The sequence below is a fragment of the Arthrobacter sp. zg-Y750 genome (genome assembly GCF_020907365.1).
Lineage (GTDB): Bacteria > Actinomycetota > Actinomycetes > Actinomycetales > Micrococcaceae > Arthrobacter_B.
This window is the reverse complement of record NZ_JAJJOC010000014.1, coordinates 41,837-58,297: the sequence shown is the minus strand read 5'-3', so window position 1 is coordinate 58,297 and position 16,461 is coordinate 41,837. Positions and strand designations below refer to the sequence as shown.

The following is a 16,461-nucleotide window of genomic DNA, read 5'->3' as shown; positions in this document are numbered from 1 at the left end:
CTGTAACCTTGACACAGACAGCCCGCAGGACAGCTAGATACGGAAGCGTGGATTAATACGTGAGCATCGATCAGAGTTCATCGACTCTGCAGGACGCAACCGCAACCGACTCGACCATGGGCCCCACGGGACGTCCCCTGACTGAATTCCCCGAACCTCCCGTCCTCACCTCGCACGGTCCTGCCCGGATCATTGCCATGGTGAACCAGAAGGGCGGGGTCGGCAAGACCACCTCCACCATCAACCTCGGTGCTGCCCTGGCTGAAGCCGGCCGCCGCGTGCTGCTGGTGGACTTTGACCCGCAGGGAGCCCTGTCCGCAGGCCTGGGCGCCAACCCGCACGAGCTGGACCTGACGGTCTACAACGTGCTGATGGACCGCAAGGTGGACATCCGCGAGGCCATCCACGAGACCTCCATCGAGAACATCCACCTGCTGCCGGCCAACATCGACCTCTCCGCTGCCGAAGTCCAGCTGGTGAACGAGGTAGCCCGCGAGCAGGTGCTCGAACGCGCGCTGCGCCGGGTCTCGGACGACTACGACGTCATCCTCATCGACTGCCAGCCCTCCCTGGGCCTGCTGACGGTCAACGCGCTGACCGCCGCGCACGGCGTGATCATCCCGCTGATCTGCGAATTCTTCGCACTGCGCGCCGTAGCGCTGCTGGTGGAGACCATCGAGAAGGTGCAGGACCGGCTCAACCCCGGCCTGCAGGTGGACGGCGTGCTGGCCACCATGTACGACGCCCGCACACTGCACAGCCGCGAAGTCATTTCCCGCCTGGTGGAAGCCTTCGGCGACAAGGTCTTCGAAACGGTCATCAAGCGGACCATCAAGTTCGCCGACGCCACCGTGGCCGCCGAGCCGATCACCACCTACGCCGGGAACCACCCCGGGGCCGACTCCTACCGGCGCCTGGCCAAGGAACTGATTGCCCGCGGCGGCGCGCCCTAAGCCGGCGCGCGGCGCGGCGGCTGCCAAAGCGGGCGCAGCAAAGGCCGCCGAGGTCTCCGATGCCCCGGAACGCGGCGGCTTCGAAGTACGGCTGGCAAACTTCACCGGACCCTTCGACGTCCTGCTGGGACTGATCTCCAAGCACGAACTGGACATCACCGAGATTGCCCTGGCGGCCGTCACCGACGAGTTCCTGGGCTACATCCGCGAGCTCTTCGGAACCGGGCCGGAAGTGGCACTGGACGAGGCCAGCGAATTCCTGGTTATTGCCGCCACCCTCCTGGACCTAAAGGCCGCACGCCTGCTGCCGGCAGGCGACGTCGAAGACGAAGAGGACGTGGCGCTGCTGGAAGCCCGCGACCTGCTCTTTGCACGCCTGCTGCAGTACAAGGCGTTTAAGGAGATGGCCTCCCGGATGGGGGAGCGGCTTCAGGAGGAGGCCCGCCGCTTCCCGCGGCAGGTCTCCCTGGACCCGCACTTTGCCGCCATGCTCCCGGAATTGATCTGGCGCACCACGCCCCGGCAGTTCGCCGACCTGGCTGAGCGTGCCCTGCAGCCCCGGGACGAACAACCGCCCACCGTGGGCCTGGAGCACCTGCACGCCCCCAAGACGAGCGTCCGGGAGCAGGCCGGCATCATTGCCGGCCGGCTGTTCGCCGAAGGCGCCGCCACATTCGCTGCGCTGGTGTCCGACGCCGACGGTCCGGTGGCGGTGGCGCGTTTCCTGGCGCTGCTGGAAATGTTCCGGGACGGCACAGTGAGTTTCGAACAGCAGGCACCTCTGGGTGAGCTGCGCATCACCTGGACCGGCGGCGACCCCTCGGCCCGGGACATAACGGACGAATATGACGGCCCAGGACCGGGCGCCGCCGCAGATACAGAAGGAGCGCAGGCATGACGACTGCCAACCAGGACACGTGGCGTGTCAACGGTGCCGGCCCCACAACCGGCATGCTGGACATCGCCGGCATGCCCGGCGGAGTCAAGGCCGCAGTCGAAGCGGTGCTGATGGTTGTGGACGAACCCGCCGCGCCGGCGGAGCTGGCCGCAGTGATCGGAGTTCCCGAGCCTGAGGTGCTCGCGGCCCTGACGGAACTGCAGCGTGAGTATGACGGCTATACTGGGGATGGACCCGAGGGCGCACCGCGTGGTTTTGAACTCCGCGACGTAGCAGGCGGATGGCGGATTTTTTCCCGCGCTGACTTTGCGCCCGTTGTGTCGAAGTTTGTACTGGAAGGCCAGAGTGCACGGCTGTCGCAGGCCGCACTGGAAACATTGGCGGTGATTGCCTATCGGCAGCCCGTCTCCCGGGCCCGGGTCTCAGCGATCCGGGGAGTAAACGTCGATTCGGTGGTCCGCACGCTGGTTCAGCGTGGATTGATCGTCGACGCCGGCACCGAAACTATTACGGGTTCGCTGCTGTACCGGACAACGCCGTACTTTTTGGAACGGCTTGGCTTGGGGAGCCTCGACGAACTTCCGCAGATTGCACCGCACCTGCCCGGGCTGGAAAACCTGGCCGAATTTGAAGACACTACTTACTAACCGCTAGACCCCAAAGGACTTACTCATGACCCCAGCACCCCGTTCCGGATCCGGCCGCAACACCCCCCGCGGCGGCGGACGCAGTGCCGGTGGCCCCGCCGGCGGCAAGACCTTCGGCGGCAAGGGCGGCGGCCGCGGCTCGAAGCCCGGCTCCTCCCGTACCGGCGGACCCCGCTCCGGCTCCGGCCTGAAGCCCGGCGAAGACCGCGCCAACGGCTACCGCCCCGCCCGCGAGGTCCGTCCGGAGAAATTCAAGTCCGACGCCGTGAAGGCCTTCGGCGACAGTTCCGCCAAGTCCGCCCCCCGCACGGGTGCGCCCAAGTCCGGCGGCGCCCGCCCCGGTGCCAAAACCGGTGCCGGAAAGTTCGGCGGCCCGCAGGCCGGCCAGCGCAAGAGCGGGGACCGTGCCTTCCGCAACGAACGCTTCGGCCAGAACCTGGGACCGGTCCGCCGTTCCACCACCCGCCGCCCTGCCGCGCCGGTCATCTCCGAGCACCACAACCCCGAGGGCGTCCGCCTGCAGAAGGTCATGGCCAGTGCCGGCGTCGCCTCCCGCCGCGTGTGCGAGGAAATGATCGCCGAAGGCCGCGTGGAGGTTGACGGCGAGGTTGTCACCGAGCTCGGTGTCCGCGTTGACCCGGCCACCGTCGCCATCCACGTTGACGGCATGCGCCTGCAGCTGGACGAAACCCAGAAGTACTACGTGTTCAACAAGCCGCGCGGTGTTATCTCCACCATGGAGGACCCCGAAGGCCGTCCGTGCATCAGCGACTACCTCAAGCCCTCCAGCAAGCACGAACGCCTGTTCCACGTGGGACGCCTCGACAACGAGACTGAGGGCCTGCTGCTGCTGACCAACGACGGCGAGCTGACCAACCGGCTCACCCACCCCTCCTTCGAAGTGCCCAAGACCTACCTGGTCCAGGTCCGCGGACCCATGGGCCAGGGCGTCGGCGCGCAGCTGCGCGAGGGCATTGAGCTGGAAGACGGCTTCCAGAAGGTCGACTCCTTCAAGCTGGTGGACTCCACCCCCGGGCACATCCTGGTGGAGGTCGTCCTGCACTCAGGCCGCAACCGTATTGTCCGCCGCCTGTTCGACGCCGTCGGGCACCCGGTGGAGCGCCTGGTCCGCACCAAGATCGGCCCGATCAGCCTGGGTGACCAGCGCCAGGGCAGCATCCGCGTCCTCGGCCGCACCGAGGTGGGACACCTCCTCGCTTCCGTAGGACTGTAAGCCATGGCCGCTGCCGCTGACGGGGGTACCCACCTGTCCGGATCCGTGCTGATCATCGGCACGGGACTGCTGGGCACCAGCATCGGCCTCGGGCTCTCCGCCCGCGGCGTGGATGTGGTGCTCTCGGACATCTCTCCCTCCACAGAGGCGGTGGCCCGCGACATCGGCGCCGGCCGGCTGCTCGGTACCGTGGGCGAAGGCTTTGCGCCTTCGCTGGTGGTGGTTGCCGCACCGCCGGACGTCACCGCGTCCCTCGCGGCGGCCGCGCTCAAGGACTGGCCGGACGCCGTCGTCGTCGACATTGCCAGCGTCAAGTCGGCAGTGCTGGCGGACCTGCGCGGCTACGACGCCGACCTGTCCCGGTACGTGGGCACACACCCGATGGCGGGCCGGGAGAAATCCGGGCCGGTTGCTGCGCGTGCGGAGCTGTTCAACGGCATGCCGTGGGTGATTTGTGCGCCGGTGGAAGCGGCCCCGGAAGCTGTGCGCCGCGCGGAGGCCCTGGCATATGACCTGGGTGCCGTGGTGGCCCGGATGTCCGCGGAGGAGCACGACGCGTCGGTGGCCCTGACCTCTCATCTGCCGCAGGTCATGGCCTCCCTGGTGGCCAGCCGGCTGCAGGAAACCCCGCCGCAGTCCCTGGCCCTGGCCGGGAACGGGTTGCGGGACGTCACCCGGATAGCGGCCAGCGACCCGCGGCTGTGGGTGCAGATCCTCAGCGGCAACGCGGACCGGCTGGTGCCCATCCTGCACGGGGTCCGCGAGGACCTGAACCGTCTGATCCGGACCTTGGAGGATCCGGTGGCGGACGGCGCCCGGCTGGACATGGCCCAGCTGATTGCCGAGGGAAACGTGGGCCAGGCCCGCATTCCCGGCAAGCACGGCGGCCCGGCCCAGTCCTTTGTGTCCTTCACCGTCCTGGTGGATGACACGCCCGGGCAGATCGCCCGGCTGCTCACCGAAATCGGTGAGATCGGCGTGAACCTGGAAGACCTGCGCCTGGAGCATGCCTCCGGACGCCAGGTGGGCCGGGCGGAGATTTCCGTCCTGCCCGGCCGGATGAATGACCTTGTTTCTGAATTAAGCGCCCGCGGGTGGAAGGTAGTGCAGTGAGTTCCAAGATTGATCCGGCCCAGTTCCGGCAGGGCAAGCCGCTGGTGGTGGCCATTGACGGGCCGTCCGGTTCCGGCAAGTCCAGCATCAGCCGCGAGGTGGCCCGCCGGCTGCACGCTGCCTACCTCGACACCGGCGCCATGTACCGCGCCGTAACCCTCTCCTGCATGGAAGCCGGAATCGACCTGACCGATTCGGTGGCCGTGGAAGCGGCTGCCGAAAGCGCCGACATTGCCCTGAGCGTTTCTCCGAACGAGGAATGGGTCCGGGTCAGCGGCCGGGACGTCACCGACGCCATCCGGGAACCCTCTGTCTCCTCTTCGGTCAGCGCCGTGGCCACGACGCTTGGCGCCCGGGCCGAACTGGTCCGCCGGCAGCAGCAGCTGATCCGGGATTCGGGGCTGCGGATTGTGGCCGAAGGCCGCGACATCACCACGGTGGTGGCGCCGCACGCCGAGGTCCGCATCCTGCTCACGGCCAGCGAAGAAGCCCGTCTGCGCCGCCGCGGCATCCAGCTCGGCGGAACGCAGAGCGCCGCCGCCCTGAAGGAACAGGTGCTGGTCCGCGACGCCAAGGACTCCACGGTGGTGGAATTCCAGCAGGCCGCCGACGGCGTCGTCACCATCGATTCCTCCGACCTGGACTTCGAAGAGACCGTTGCCGCGGTGCTCGACGTCGTCTACGCCAGCACCCACTAACCACCCCCGCCGGGGTTCCGGCACCGAACACGGGCACCTGCCCGTGTTTCAATGGGAGGAGGGCCGGCGCGGCAATGCCGCGCGGATCCTCCCGCACACTTACCGGGCTGAACGTCCGGCGACGGCCTGTACGCGCAGTGCTGCAGACCTCAACGGAAAGAAAGCAATTCTATGAACGGAAAACCTCTCAACGACGACACCGCCGGTGATTGGGCCTCCGCGGAGGAGTACATCCCCGCAGGAACCGACTCGGTCAACGAGCGCCTCGCAGCCATCGACGACGACGAGGCCGAGGTTCGCGCCCGCTCCCTCCGCGCCGGTCTTGACGACTACGAGCTCGACGAAGAAGACGCTGCCCTGCTGGACGGCGGCTTTGACGAATTCGACGAAGACGCACCCCTCCGCCAGGATCCCGTGGTGGCCATTGTCGGCCGCCCGAACGTCGGCAAGTCCACCCTGGTCAACCGCATCCTGGGCCGCCGCGAAGCGGTTGTCGAGGATACCCCCGGCGTCACCCGCGACCGGGTGTCCTACCCGGCCACCTGGAACGGCGTGAACTTCACCCTTGTGGACACCGGCGGCTGGGAACACGACGCCCGCGGCATCCACGCCCGCGTGGCCGACCAGGCCGAGATCGCCGTCGACCACGCCGACGCCGTCATGCTGGTGGTTGATGCCACAGTAGGCATCACCGCCACGGATGAAGCCGTGGTGCGGATGCTGCGCGGCAAGGGCAAGCCCGTCGTCGTCGTCGCCAACAAGGTGGACGACATCCAGAACGAAGCCGACGCCTCGTCCCTCTGGGGCCTGGGCTTCGGCGAGCCGTACCCGGTTTCGGCCCTGCATGGCCGCGGCACCGGCGACATGCTGGACGCCGTCCTGGACGTGCTGCCGGAGTACTCCGCCTACGGCGGACTGGACCGCTCCGGCGGTCCGCGCCGCATCGCCCTGATCGGCCGCCCGAACGTGGGCAAGTCCTCACTGCTGAACAAGCTGGCCGGATCCGAGCGCGTGGTTGTTGACGACCTCGCCGGCACCACCCGCGACCCGGTGGACGAAATGGTTGAACTGGGCGGCCGTACCTGGCGCTTCGTGGATACCGCAGGCATCCGCCGCCGCCAGCACATGGCCCAGGGTGCGGACTTCTACGCTTCGCTGCGCACCCAGGCCGCGCTGGAAAAGGCCGAGGTTGCCGTCGTGCTGCTGGCTGTGGACGAGGTCCTCAGCGAGCAGGATGTTCGCATCCTGCAGCTGGCGATCGAATCCGGCCGCGCACTGGTCCTCGCCTTCAACAAGTGGGACCTGCTCGACGACGACCGCCGCCGCTACCTCAAGACCGAAATCGAGCGCGACCTCGCCCACGTGGAGTGGGCCCCGCACGTGAACATCTCGGCCAAGACCGGCTGGCACAAGGACAAGCTGGTGCCCGCCCTGGACACCGCCCTGGAAAACTGGGACAAGCGCATCCCGACGGGCAAGCTCAACGCCTTCCTGGGCGAGCTTGTGGCCGCGCACCCGCACCCGGTCCGCGGCGGCAAGCAGCCCCGCATCCTCTTCGGCACGCAGGCGTCCTCCCGCCCGCCGAAGTTCGTACTGTTCACCACCGGCTTCCTGGACCCGGGCTACCGCCGGTTCATCACCCGCCGCCTGCGCGAAACCTTCGGCTTCGAAGGAACGCCGATTGAGGTTTCCATGCGGGTGCGCGAGAAGCGCGGCAAGAACAGCAAGCGCTAATCCGTCAGTTCCGGCGTCTTGTGCCCCGGTCCGGCTTCCCTTCTGGGCGAGCGGGGCCGGGGTCTCGCGTTCTGCGGGGATGCCCCGCCGCGTTGGAGGCGGCGCGGAACCGCTCCCGGGCCGTCTCCTGTACAGCTGACGCTGCCTTCGGGACCTCCGGACAGCAGGAGCTGTACAGTAGGCGGATTTCCCGGCCGCCCGGCTGCCGCAGAGGGGTTTGTTCGGGAGGGTACGTGCCGATTCGGGACTTTTGCCAACTATGATGTAGAGTATTCGAGTTGGTTCGGCCGGAAATAAACCGGCCGGGTAACGGGTTGTGGCGCAGCTTGGTAGCGCACTTGACTGGGGGTCAAGGGGTCGCAGGTTCAAATCCTGTCAACCCGACAGATAGCCTGATGAAACGTAAGTTTCGTCAGGCTTTTGTCGTTAACAAGCCCATATGCACCGACTCAGGGCTGCGGCCTCAGAGCCGCCAGGTCATCGGCCACGGCGGTCATCCGGTCGCGAAACTGGTGCCCGCCCGTCGCATGGCCGCGGACCCGGGCGTGCGGAAGCCGGGCAGCGTGGCGCCCGAGGTGGCCGAAGGGCACAACGTCGTCGTCCCGGCAGTGGTGCAGCCAGACCGGCAGGCCCGCCGGCAGTTCTGCTTCGGGCGGCAGGGCGTACTCCGCCTGCCAGCCCTCTGCGCCCCAGAACGGCATGGCCAGGAGGGCGAGTCCCAGCGGAGGGTCGCCCGGCCGGCTGCCCGAGAAGTGCTGCAGGGCCATGGACGCTCCAAACGAATGGCCTACGATCACCAGTTCCGGCCCGAGGGCTGCCCGTTGCCGTTCGATTTCGCTGCGCCAGGCCGCTGCGGACATGTCCTCGTCCGGAAAGCGCGGCGCCGACACAGGTACTCCCAGTAGTTCGTACAGTGCCTCGGCCATCGGCTGGTCATCTTCCCAGCCGCCGGCACCGTGGATAAAGAGGATTTCCATCTGGTGCTCCATTCCCGTACCGCTATTTTCCAACGAAAGCAGCGGATAGGGTACGGGTCCCGGGCAGGACCGGGACGCGGGGCATTTGGAACAGGCATGAGAACGGACAAGGGATGCGGAGCAGGCAAACTGCAGCGGCTGTGGCAGTGCTGACTCTGGCCGGGGTTACGGCCTGTTCAGGAACGGGCGGAACCGGACAGCGAACACCGCTCCCGGCAACGCCGGCACCGGCTACGGTTATGTCTGGAGCTGCCGCCCCGGACACCATCACCACCGGCCTCGACGCCCCGTGGTCCATCGTGTTCTTTGAAGGCGTCCCGCTCGTCAGCGAACGCGACTCGAGCCGGATCCTGGAGCTCGACGGCGAGGGCACCAGCCGCGAAGTTGGAACCGTCGCCGATGCAGCAGGCAGGGGAGAGGGCGGTTTGCTGGGGATTGCTGTACGGGACGGGTTCCTCTACGCCTACCTGACCGCTGGGGAAGGGAACCGGATTGAACGGCGGGAACTGGTCGGAACAGCCGGATCGCTGCAGCTGGGGCCGCCGGATACGGTACTGGACGGGATTCCCGCCGGTCCAGTCCACAACGGAGGACGCATCGCCTTCGGCCCGGACGGCATGCTCTACGCCACCACGGGCGACGCCGGAAACCGCGCCAGCGCGCAGGACCTGGAATCCGTCTCGGGCAAGATCCTGCGGATGACGCCCGAGGGCGCCGCGCCCGGGGACAATCCCTTCCCCGGCTCGCTCGTGTACAGCTACGGGCACCGCAATCCGCAGGGAATTGCCTGGGACGCCAATGGTGTCCTCTACGCGACCGAATTCGGGCAGGACACCTGGGATGAGCTGAACGTGATTGTTCCCGGCCAAAACTACGGCTGGCCTGAAGCAGAGGGCATCACCGGGGAAGCCGGTTTCACTGACCCGGTGCAGCAGTGGACGCCGGACGATGCGAGCCCCAGCGGGATGGCGGTGTCCAACGGGTACGCCTACATCGCGAACCTGAGGGGCCAGCGCATGCGGCGGGTTCCGCTCAGCGACCCCGGCAGCTCCGCGGAGTACTTCGCCGGAGAGTACGGCCGGCTGCGCGACGTCGTGAATGCACCGGACGGGAGCCTGTGGGTGCTCACCAACAACACTGACGGCCGCGGAAGCCCAGGCCCGGACGATGACCGCGTCCTCCGGCTGGAGCCGGAAGGGTGACGGCGGCTAAACGATCTGGTTGATCCGGATCAGGCTTCCGGTCGGATCCCGGAACGCGCAGTCGCGCACACCGTAGTCCTGATCGATGGGTTCCTGGACGACGTCGGCCCCGGCCGCTTCCAGCCGCGCGAACAACCCGTCGAGGTCATCGGTGGCCAGCGTCACGGACGAATACACACCCTTGGCGATGAGGTCCAGGATGGTCTGCCGCTCGGCGTCGGTAATCCCCGGATCGATAGCCGGCGGCTGCAGCACGATGGAAGTCTCCGGCTGGTCCACGGGGCCAACGGTGATCCACCGCATGTCCTCGTAGCCGACGTCGTTTCGCACCTCGAAGCCGAGGACATCGCGGTAAAAGCCCAAAGCGGCTTCGGCGTTGGTCTGTGGAAGGAAGGTGTAATGAATGTTGAGGTTCATGCTCGAAAGGCTACGCGCGGGCGCCAGCGTGCGCTTCTTGATTCCTGACCGGCCTGGTCACCTGCTTCGCCTGGCACGGTGGAATGCCCGCCGCGTCCGGAGCATGGCTGCGCCGGTAGGTGCTGGGCGGCACCCCCACCAGTTCCGTGAAGCGGGTGCTGAAGGTGCCCAGCGAGGAGAAACCCACCGCAAAGCAGATTTCCGTTACGCTGAGGTCCCCGCGCCTCAATAAGGTCATGGCGCGCTCAATCCGCCGGGTCATCAGGTAGGAATACGGCGACTCGCCATAGATGCGGCGGAACTCACGGCTGAGGTGTCCCGCGGACAGATACGCCCCGCGCGCCAGCTCCTCCACATTCAGGGGCCGGGCATACTCCCGGTCGATCCGGTCCCGAACGCGGCGGATCAGCGTGATGTTCTCCAGTCGCCGGGACCGGGCACCTGCCGAAGCTGTACCTGCCGACCCCGTGCTTGCCGAACCCGTGTCCTCCGAATCCATACGGCTATTTTTGCGCACCGCCGGACCAGTGTCCCGGTTGACCGCCGCTTAATCCGGGCTCATGCCGCAGCTAAGGTTCAGCACGGCGCCGTTCATGGCCTCGGCCCCGCCATCGGCAAGGAAAACCGCCGCGCGGGCGACGTCGTCGAGCGTCGGCAGGGTTTTACTGCTGGTCAGGGATTCCAGAAAGGTCCGGAATTCGCTCACCGGCATCGGCAGATCGGGTGTGTCGCCCAGTGTTTCGGCGATCCGCTGCGGCCGAAGGCAAACAGTGCGTACACCTGAGGGGCCCAGCTCGGCCGCCAGTGTACGCGTCAGGGCCTCGACGGCGGCGCAGGCCGCGGCGAATCCGCCCACGCCCGCCAGCGACATCCGGGCGGGCGAGGCGGAGAGGGTCAGGATGGTCCCCGCCTGCTGCCGGACCATGTGCCCGGCTGCTGCCCGCGCGGTCAGGAACTGTGTCCGCGGCCAGGCCGTGAGCGGGTCCAGGAGGTCGGCCAGCGGCATCTCCAGCAGCGGGATTCCCTGCACCAGCGGGATTCCGACGGCGTTGATCACGACATCGATCCGTCCGGCTGAAGAGATTACCTCCCTGGTGAAGTCCTCCACCGCCAGAGGATCGGCGGCATCCAGCACGTGCGTCGACACCGGCTCGGCGGTGAGGTCCCGAAGCTTCGCGGCGGTTCGGGACAGGTGCTCGTCCGTCCTGCCCGCCAGGAAGAGCCGGGCGCCCCGGGCGGCGAAGGCCGAAGCCACCGCGCTGCCGATGGCGCCCGCGGCTCCGTAGACAACTGCAACTGATCCTTGAACCGGCATGTTTTCTCCTTCGGTCAGCTCTATCCCGCAAACTTGCAGGCCGGGAACACCGGTGTCACCCGTGGCCGCGCTATTGCCCCCCGGCGGAGGTTAATGGGCAGCGCGCTTCCGGCGCCGCCGCCGGCGCATTATCCTGTCACCGGAAACCGGCGGGCCTGCTGCTGGAAGGCCTGCTGCAGGTGCTGGTCGTAGAGGGCTTGGACGGAGTCCATGAGCAGCTGGTACAACGGGGCATAGATGTCGTCACGCCTCCGGAAACCGAACCCTGGGGCGAGCGGTTTGCCTAGTACCGGGATCCGAACGGTCTGATAGTCCAACTCGTTGAGTGGGTGGAGGGACATGAGTGACAACATCCCAACGGAGCTCGCACGGGAGGAGCTTGTCCGTCTGGAACGGCGGCTGGCCCTGGAAGGTGCACCGGCATATGAGGACCTGCTGCACCGGGACGCTCTGGTCATCGTCCCCGGTGCCGTGCTCAACAAGGGGGAATGCGTTGCAGCCATTCAAGCCTCCGCTCCCTGGGACCGAATCGATATCGACCCGTTCTGGTATTTCGGTACGGCCGACACAGCAAGCATCGCGTACAGGTTCACAGGCAACCGCGGCCCCGACGAGTACCAGGCCGTGATGCTGTCCAGCTACCTTCTCGACGCGGGTTGGCCTCAGTTGATCCATCATCAGCAGACAGTGGAGGCGCCATAGCTGCCCCCTTTCTTTGGATCCGGGTCCCGAAGCATCCATTACCACCGTTTCGGTTGCAGGGTGAAAGGCGGGATGGAAGCCTCGGTGCATGCAAAATTTGAAGCTCCGTAAGGCCCTGGTCCTACCTTCCGTCTGCAGCCTGGCGGCAGGGCTTGCAGTGGCAGGAACGCTGTTCACGGCTCCCGCGGCCGCGGCACTGGCGCCGGTCAATCCTGTCCGGATCAACGACGCCGCCCCGGCGAACTCAGGATTCCTCGTTTTTGTGGAAGGAAATACGGCCATCAATGCAGATGAATCGGAAGGTTCCATCGCAACTGGAGGGAACCTGAGCTTCAGCACCTCCTACAACATCGCCATTTCGGAAGTACTCCAGACACCCACTGCACCCGGTGATCCGGCTCCGGTGTCGCTTTGGGTCGGGGGAGGAATCGCCTGGCCGGACAACGGGTCAATCGTCAGCGTGAACCAGGGCACCACGAAGGTCGGGGACACGAGCACCTACACGGCGTACGACGTGGACCCGAACGGCGCTCAAGTGAATTACCGGTTGACCGAGTTCGGTCAGCCGTACACGTCCACGCCCCAGATCAATGGCACGGTCCGCCAGACTCCCGCATCCGTCGCCGCGACCGAGGGCATTGTCGACATTCCCGGCGCTTTCACCCAATACCGGGCGCTCACCCAGGAGATGGGGGCCTGCACCGAGACCTTGGCACTGCGCAACGCCAACGGCGATCCGTTGCCCCGTCCGGTGGCTGCCGGGACCAACGCCTACATCACCCTCGTGGAAGGCCAGACCAACGTCCTGAACCTCACGGCCGAGGAACTGGACGCCCTGGACGTCCTTACCTTCACCAACCAGCCCACCGCGGCCACACCATTGCTGGTCAATGTCTCTGGGACCTCGTTCAACGGAACCACCCCGAACCTTGCCGGCATAGGCCGGGCCCAAGCACCGTATATCATGTGGAACTTCCCTTTCGCCACCAGTGTTACCGCCACGGGAGGGGCCGCCCTGCAGGGAACGTTGTATGCACCGAACGCGGACGTCGCTTGGCTCACCACCCAGAACATTGAAGGAAACATTATCGCGGGCTCGCTCACCCACGGGGCTTTGAACGAGCGGGAGACAGGACCGCGCGAGATCCACAGTGAGGCGTTCGCCACCACGTTGAGCTGCGCAGATCCGACACCTACTCCCACTCCGACTCCGACGCCAACTCCCACTCCGACGCCGACTCCCACTCCCACTCCGGAGCCCACGCCCACGCCCACGACGTGCCCGCCGACCCCAACTCCCACCCCAACGCCCACTCCCACACCGACGATCACGCCGACCCCGACAACCACGCCGACCCCGACAATCACGCCTACTCCGACAATCACGCCTACTCCGGAACCGACCACTACTCGGGCCTGTCTGCCAGCCGCCAACCCGCTACCGGCCCAGACTGTGCGGCCCCAGCTACCCAACACTGGTACCGGGCCTGCGGCTCTGCGCTGGCTTTCCGCAGCGCTCGTGCTGGCAGGAGGCACGGGAATCTATCTTGCCCGGGGCCGTGGATCGCGCGAATAGCCGGGAACGCACGCCAGGCACGGATCGGTGCAGGCACTACCTATGTGGCGGGTGGGGCCAGCGTGAAACTCATGCGAACTTTTGCATTTACTGTTGTCGAGCGGAAACCAAGGTGCAAGCCTCTGGCCTATGCACACTAAACGTCACTCAAGAGCCCTAATTGTCACTACTATGTGCAGCCTCGCGACAGGGTTCGCCCTGACAGGCTCCCTGGCCACCGCCCCGTCCGCCGCCGCGCTTGAACCGGCGTCCTCGGCCCAGGTCAGCAATGCCGTTTCGTTGGAAAACGGCATACTTATGTCCCTTACCGACCCCACACCCACGTGTTCCCCCTCGCTGGCGCCCGCCCCTACAGAGCCGGCGCCAACGCCAACCGATCCGGATCCCGTGCCCACGTCAGGCGTCCCGGAGCCTACGCCTACAGTCCCGGCGCCGACCCCGACGCCCACGGAGCCTTCGCCCAGCCCGACGACGACGGAGCCCAGCCCGCCGGTGACTACCTCGGAGCCCAGCCCGCCGATGACTACCTCGGAGCCGAGCCCGCCGATGACGGACCCCGAGCCGAGTTCGACGGCAACTGACCCCTCGTTGACCGTAACGGGCTTGACGGTTGACAGGGTCCTGGCCGTCTCGCCTCCGTGCATGGGTGCTGTGGATTCATCGCAGCCCGAACGGGCAGGCTTGGCCAACACCGGAACAACCGGTACGTCGCTCAGCCTGCTGGCCGCAGGCGGAATGCTGACAGCCGGTGCGGCCGGGCTTTACTTCGTTCGCCGCCGCGGAGTTCGGGAGTAGAACGCTCTGCCGGTCCATCCTTCCCATAGCAAAGGTCCCTGCCGGCCCCCGTACTTGACGGGGCGCCGGCAGGCCGCCGGCCAGTTGGAACCGCCCCGCGTTGGGCAGGGCCCGGGGGGCCATGGCCGGTCCGGCGACGCAGTGCTCCGCCGCAGCGCCTCATCCGACCGCTCAGACGGAGGTGGAAGGGACCCGGCGCGACAGCATGTTTCGACGCCCCTGAACAACCAGTGCCGTTGGAGGCCGGCAGCGGGTAGGCTAATACAGCAGGTAAGGCAGAAACAGTCATCGGAACCGGGTCAGCCAGGACAACTGGCTGATCAGTTTTCTTTTTGGGGAGGAAATTGCACATGGCGGGCGAGCAGTACAGCGCCGAACGAACGGGCGACCGACGGGAACCCAGCTCGGAAGACACCACATCCATCAGTCTTCCGCCAATCTCAGACTCCACCACGGTGGAGCCTAAGCTCACCCCGGACGAGCGCGCCGCGGTCGCGGCCCTTCCGGCGGGCTCCGCCCTGCTGATTGCCCACACCGGCCCCAACGCAGGTGCGCGTTTCCTGCTGGACCAAGACGTCACCACTGCAGGACGGCACCCCAACGCGGACGTTTTCCTGGACGACGTGACGGTGTCCCGCAAGCATGTGGAGTTCCGGCGCACTGCAGAAGGATTCCGGGTAGTGGATGCCATGAGCCTGAACGGCACCTATGTCAACAACGACCGCGTGGACAGCGTGCTGCTGCGCACCGGCAGCGAAGTGCAGATCGGCAAGTTCCGCCTGACTTTCTATGCTGCCCGGCCCGCATCTGCAGGAAACCAGGCGCCGGCACAGGCGTAGGGCAGATAAGGTAGTAGTCATGTCAGCATCTCAGTCCGTCAGGCGCAGCACCGGACCCGAACGGCTGCGCGGCAGGGTGCTGAACATCGGTGAAGTACTCGGCGAGCTCAGCGGGGATTTCCCCGCCATCAGCGCGTCCAAGATCCGTTTCCTGGAGGAAAAGGGTCTGGTGACGCCGCAGCGTACGGCGGCCGGCTACCGGAAATACAGCACCGCCGACGTCGAGCGCCTCCGCTTTGTGCTTGCCCTCCAGCGAGACCAGTACCTGCCCCTGAAGGTCATCAAGGATTACCTTGATGCGATCGACCGGGGTGAACGGCCCGAATCCCTCCCCGGCGGGATGTCCTTGGCACCGCGAGTTGTTTCCGACCAGCTGGCCGGAGAGCTGTCGGCCCGAGCACACGCGCGGACACTGACGTTTGACGAACTGGTGCAGGAATCCGGAGCCAGCGCCGAGCTGGTGCGGAGTTTGGCCAGCTACGGCCTGATCGGGCCGGCCGATGAGAACTACGACGAGCACGCGCTGAAAGTGGCCAAGGCGTGCGCCCAGCTTGAAGCCCATGGCATCGAGCCGCGGCACCTGCGCCCTTTCCGTGCCGCAGCGGATCGTGAACTGGGCCTGGTGGAACGTGTGGTTGCTCCGGTTGCGTCCCGGCGCGACGTTGCGTCCAAAGCCAGAGCTGCCGAAACCGCACGGGAAATCAGCGACCTGTGCCTGAGCCTGCACAGTGCGCTGGTCCACGGCCAGATCGCGCGGATGGAGTCCTGAGCATGCAGGAAGTCGAAGTTGTGGGTGTCCGGATTGAACTGCCGTCCAACCAACCGCTGGTCCTGCTCAAGGAAATAAACGGGGAACGCCACCTGCCCATCTGGATCGGGGCGCCCGAGGCCAGCGCAATCGCTTTTGTGCAGCAGGGCATTGTTCCGCCGCGCCCCATGACCCATGACCTGCTGGTGAACCTCATCCACGCGCTCAAGCGCGAGGTCAGCCTCGTTCGGCTGATCTCCGTGGAGGACACCGTCTTCCACGCCGAGATCGTCTTCGAGGACGGCACAGCGGTCAATTCACGTGCCTCTGACGCCATCGCAGTGGCCCTGCGCATCCCCTGCCCTATTTACTGCGCCGACCAGGTCCTTGACGAGGCAGGCGTCCGCATTGCCGACGCTGACGACGACGGCGAGGAAGAGCAGGACAACGCCGAGCAGGAAATGCGGCAGTTCCGCGAATTCCTGGCCGACGTCGAGCCTGAAGACTTCGAGCGCTAGACGCTTTTCCGGTCCCCGGGTCCGACACGCTGCGGAAAGTTCCGCCGCCTCTTTGACCTTGGTGCCCGTCAGTTCTAACGTCGAAGACATAGAGT

19 protein-coding genes and 1 tRNA gene are annotated in these 16,461 nt (G+C 66.5%); 14 read left to right on the top strand and 6 right to left on the bottom strand.

Annotation, left to right across the window (positions count from 1 at the left end; all coding sequences use genetic code 11):
* The first annotated feature begins 59 nt into the window (after window positions 1-59).
* The 8 genes from LOC57_RS10740 (at window position 60) to LOC57_RS10705 (ending at window position 7,661) form a co-directional block, all read left to right on the top strand.
* Window positions 60-953 (top strand): ParA family protein, encoded by an 894-nt coding sequence (locus LOC57_RS10740; RefSeq protein ID WP_227910806.1) that lies wholly within the window; start codon window positions 60-62, stop codon window positions 951-953.
* Window positions 931-1,851, top strand: coding sequence for a segregation and condensation protein A (locus LOC57_RS10735; RefSeq protein WP_442860719.1), 921 nt, complete (start codon window positions 931-933; stop codon window positions 1,849-1,851). The genes LOC57_RS10740 and LOC57_RS10735 overlap by 23 nt, the downstream gene beginning before the upstream one ends.
* Entirely contained in the window at window positions 1,848-2,498 is a 651-nt protein-coding gene (scpB, locus tag LOC57_RS10730) for an SMC-Scp complex subunit ScpB (RefSeq protein ID WP_442860718.1), read from the top strand. The genes LOC57_RS10735 and scpB overlap by 4 nt, the downstream gene beginning before the upstream one ends.
* A gap of 25 nt (window positions 2,499-2,523) precedes the next feature.
* Window positions 2,524-3,732 carry a pseudouridine synthase gene (locus LOC57_RS10725; protein ID WP_229959643.1) on the top strand — a complete coding sequence of 403 codons (1,209 nt, stop codon included), beginning with the start codon at window positions 2,524-2,526 and terminating at the stop codon, window positions 3,730-3,732.
* A gap of 3 nt (window positions 3,733-3,735) precedes the next feature.
* The gene (locus LOC57_RS10720; RefSeq protein ID WP_227910808.1) at window positions 3,736-4,845 is read left to right on the top strand and encodes a prephenate dehydrogenase; all 1,110 of its coding nucleotides are present in this window, start codon (window positions 3,736-3,738) and stop codon (window positions 4,843-4,845) included.
* Complete coding sequence (gene cmk, locus LOC57_RS10715) at window positions 4,842-5,543, top strand: (d)CMP kinase (protein ID WP_227910809.1); 702 nt, start codon at window positions 4,842-4,844, stop codon at window positions 5,541-5,543. Before LOC57_RS10720 ends, cmk begins: the two co-directional genes overlap by 4 nt.
* A 171-nt stretch (window positions 5,544-5,714) precedes the next feature.
* Complete coding sequence (gene der, locus LOC57_RS10710; protein WP_227910810.1) at window positions 5,715-7,277, top strand: ribosome biogenesis GTPase Der; 1,563 nt, start codon at window positions 5,715-5,717, stop codon at window positions 7,275-7,277.
* Between the two features lie 310 nt (window positions 7,278-7,587).
* A tRNA-Pro gene (locus LOC57_RS10705) sits at window positions 7,588-7,661 on the top strand.
* Window positions 7,662-7,726: 65 nt separating this feature from the next.
* Here LOC57_RS10705 and LOC57_RS10700 read toward each other — a convergent pair.
* The gene (locus LOC57_RS10700; RefSeq protein ID WP_229959641.1) at window positions 7,727-8,254 is read right to left on the bottom strand and encodes an alpha/beta fold hydrolase; all 528 of its coding nucleotides are present in this window, start codon (window positions 8,252-8,254) and stop codon (window positions 7,727-7,729) included.
* Between the two features lie 113 nt (window positions 8,255-8,367).
* Here LOC57_RS10700 and LOC57_RS10695 point away from each other — a divergent pair, with 113 nt between their 5' ends.
* Window positions 8,368-9,456: a PQQ-dependent sugar dehydrogenase gene (locus tag LOC57_RS10695; RefSeq protein ID WP_229959637.1), complete on the top strand. Its 1,089-nt coding sequence runs from the start codon at window positions 8,368-8,370 to the stop codon at window positions 9,454-9,456.
* 6 nt (window positions 9,457-9,462) lie between these two features.
* On the opposite strand, the gene LOC57_RS10690 is transcribed toward LOC57_RS10695, so the two are convergent.
* From LOC57_RS10690 to LOC57_RS10675, 4 genes are all read right to left on the bottom strand, one after another.
* Window positions 9,463-9,873 carry a VOC family protein gene (locus LOC57_RS10690; RefSeq protein WP_229959635.1) on the bottom strand — a complete coding sequence of 137 codons (411 nt, stop codon included), beginning with the start codon at window positions 9,871-9,873 and terminating at the stop codon, window positions 9,463-9,465.
* 10 nt (window positions 9,874-9,883) lie between these two features.
* The gene (locus tag LOC57_RS10685) at window positions 9,884-10,372 is read right to left on the bottom strand and encodes a helix-turn-helix transcriptional regulator (protein WP_229959633.1); all 489 of its coding nucleotides are present in this window, start codon (window positions 10,370-10,372) and stop codon (window positions 9,884-9,886) included.
* Window positions 10,373-10,420: 48 nt separating this feature from the next.
* Window positions 10,421-11,188: an SDR family NAD(P)-dependent oxidoreductase gene (locus tag LOC57_RS10680; protein WP_229959632.1), complete on the bottom strand. Its 768-nt coding sequence runs from the start codon at window positions 11,186-11,188 to the stop codon at window positions 10,421-10,423.
* Between the two features lie 128 nt (window positions 11,189-11,316).
* A complete protein-coding gene (locus tag LOC57_RS10675) occupies window positions 11,317-11,529 on the bottom strand; it encodes a hypothetical protein (RefSeq protein WP_229959630.1) in 213 nt (70 codons plus the stop codon).
* Between LOC57_RS10675 and LOC57_RS10670 the strand changes: the two genes are divergently transcribed.
* On the top strand, window positions 11,528-11,890 hold the full coding sequence (locus tag LOC57_RS10670; protein WP_229959628.1) for a hypothetical protein: 363 nt from the start codon (window positions 11,528-11,530) through the stop codon (window positions 11,888-11,890). The genes LOC57_RS10675 and LOC57_RS10670 overlap by 2 nt on opposite strands.
* Window positions 11,891-11,978: 88 nt before the next feature.
* Complete coding sequence (locus tag LOC57_RS10665; protein WP_229959626.1) at window positions 11,979-13,466, top strand: choice-of-anchor A family protein; 1,488 nt, start codon at window positions 11,979-11,981, stop codon at window positions 13,464-13,466.
* A 143-nt stretch (window positions 13,467-13,609) separates the two neighbouring features.
* On the opposite strand, the gene LOC57_RS10660 is transcribed toward LOC57_RS10665, so the two are convergent.
* On the bottom strand, window positions 13,610-14,158 hold the full coding sequence (locus LOC57_RS10660; RefSeq protein WP_229959624.1) for a hypothetical protein: 549 nt from the start codon (window positions 14,156-14,158) through the stop codon (window positions 13,610-13,612).
* 453 nt (window positions 14,159-14,611) lie between these two features.
* On the opposite strand from LOC57_RS10660, the gene LOC57_RS10655 reads away from it, so the two are divergent.
* Genes LOC57_RS10655 through LOC57_RS10645 form a run of 3 tightly spaced genes read left to right on the top strand, consistent with a single transcriptional unit; the run spans window position 14,612 to window position 16,366 of the window.
* Entirely contained in the window at window positions 14,612-15,100 is a 489-nt protein-coding gene (locus tag LOC57_RS10655) for an FHA domain-containing protein (protein ID WP_227910820.1), read from the top strand.
* A 19-nt stretch (window positions 15,101-15,119) separates the two neighbouring features.
* Window positions 15,120-15,869, top strand: coding sequence for a transcriptional regulator FtsR (gene ftsR, locus LOC57_RS10650; RefSeq protein WP_229959622.1), 750 nt, complete (start codon window positions 15,120-15,122; stop codon window positions 15,867-15,869).
* Between the two features lie 2 nt (window positions 15,870-15,871).
* Window positions 15,872-16,366, top strand: a complete 495-nt coding sequence (locus tag LOC57_RS10645) for a bifunctional nuclease family protein (RefSeq protein ID WP_227910822.1) — start codon at window positions 15,872-15,874, stop codon at window positions 16,364-16,366.
* Window positions 16,367-16,461: the final 95 nt, after the last annotated feature.

Bases quoted from the DNA above. Each gene is read 5' to 3' on its own strand.
- scpB (WP_442860718.1), top strand. From the start codon at position 1,848: ATGACGACTGCCAACCAGGACACGTGGCGTGTCAACGGTGCCGGCCCC.
- LOC57_RS10725 (WP_229959643.1), top strand. From the start codon at position 2,524: ATGACCCCAGCACCCCGTTCCGGATCCGGCCGCAACACCCCCCGCGGC.
- LOC57_RS10720 (WP_227910808.1), top strand. From the start codon at position 3,736: ATGGCCGCTGCCGCTGACGGGGGTACCCACCTGTCCGGATCCGTGCTG.
- der (WP_227910810.1), top strand. From the start codon at position 5,715: ATGAACGGAAAACCTCTCAACGACGACACCGCCGGTGATTGGGCCTCC.
- LOC57_RS10700 (WP_229959641.1), bottom strand. From the start codon at position 8,254: ATGGAAATCCTCTTTATCCACGGTGCCGGCGGCTGGGAAGATGACCAG.
- LOC57_RS10695 (WP_229959637.1), top strand. From the start codon at position 8,368: ATGCGGAGCAGGCAAACTGCAGCGGCTGTGGCAGTGCTGACTCTGGCC.
- LOC57_RS10690 (WP_229959635.1), bottom strand. From the start codon at position 9,873: ATGAACCTCAACATTCATTACACCTTCCTTCCACAGACCAACGCCGAA.
- LOC57_RS10685 (WP_229959633.1), bottom strand. From the start codon at position 10,372: ATGGATTCGGAGGACACGGGTTCGGCAAGCACGGGGTCGGCAGGTACA.
- LOC57_RS10680 (WP_229959632.1), bottom strand. From the start codon at position 11,188: ATGCCGGTTCAAGGATCAGTTGCAGTTGTCTACGGAGCCGCGGGCGCC.
- LOC57_RS10670 (WP_229959628.1), top strand. From the start codon at position 11,528: ATGAGTGACAACATCCCAACGGAGCTCGCACGGGAGGAGCTTGTCCGT.
- LOC57_RS10675 (WP_229959630.1), bottom strand. From the start codon at position 11,529: ATGTCCCTCCACCCACTCAACGAGTTGGACTATCAGACCGTTCGGATC.
- LOC57_RS10665 (WP_229959626.1), top strand. From the start codon at position 11,979: ATGCAAAATTTGAAGCTCCGTAAGGCCCTGGTCCTACCTTCCGTCTGC.
- LOC57_RS10655 (WP_227910820.1), top strand. From the start codon at position 14,612: ATGGCGGGCGAGCAGTACAGCGCCGAACGAACGGGCGACCGACGGGAA.
- ftsR (WP_229959622.1), top strand. From the start codon at position 15,120: ATGTCAGCATCTCAGTCCGTCAGGCGCAGCACCGGACCCGAACGGCTG.
- LOC57_RS10645 (WP_227910822.1), top strand. From the start codon at position 15,872: ATGCAGGAAGTCGAAGTTGTGGGTGTCCGGATTGAACTGCCGTCCAAC.